This is a genomic window from Tenebrionibacter intestinalis (assembly GCF_016632365.1).
Taxonomy (GTDB): domain Bacteria; phylum Pseudomonadota; class Gammaproteobacteria; order Enterobacterales; family Enterobacteriaceae; genus Tenebrionibacter; species Tenebrionibacter intestinalis.
In genome coordinates this window covers 1-565 of the sequence record NZ_JAEPBH010000167.1, presented here as the reverse complement: position 1 = coordinate 565, position 565 = coordinate 1, and the positions used below count along the sequence as shown (strand labels likewise).

Sequence of the window (565 nt, the reverse complement as noted above, 5' to 3'; positions counted from 1 at the left end):
ATTATTAAAGGCAATTATGACGCCGGAGGCATAGTCCGCTGACCACTTCGCTGACTTGAGCTTGTGCCATTGCGTGACGATCGCTTCGAAAGAATTTCTGTTTTCAGCTTTGAGTGCGAGTTTTTGTTCTTTGCGAACTTCGTTCGGGTTGCGGCCTTCGGAAAGTTGCTTACGGGCTTCATTGCGTCGCAGGTGTGCCTCAGCAAGTGAGACGGTTGGGTAAACGCCGGGGGGAAATCATTTTCGGCTTACTGGCGAAGCGGTAACGAAAGTGTCAGCTTTTGCAGCCGTTAGGCTCAATGAGCGTTGACAGATCGGCCCCGTCATTCAGGGTATAGGTTTTGGCGTCAGGTTTGACGCGGCGAATTTACATATCATTCAGGCATATGTACAGGCCTCCAGAATCAAACGGAAACGTATACGCAACGCTATACGCTAATGACGCTGTATGCCAATGGCCGATATGGGACGTATCAGGAGTTAACAGAAAGGAAAAACGTTATATTGCAATAACCTCTGGACGAAAACGGACGTCACAGGAAGTGTTATTGGTGCCCGGACCCGG

At 49.6% G+C, this 565-nt stretch carries 1 pseudogene; it reads right to left on the bottom strand.

From position 1 onward, the window contains the following. Positions 1-367 (bottom strand): annotated as a pseudogene (locus JJB97_RS18330) (integrase arm-type DNA-binding domain-containing protein); the annotation flags it as partial. Positions 368-565 lie beyond the last annotated feature (198 nt).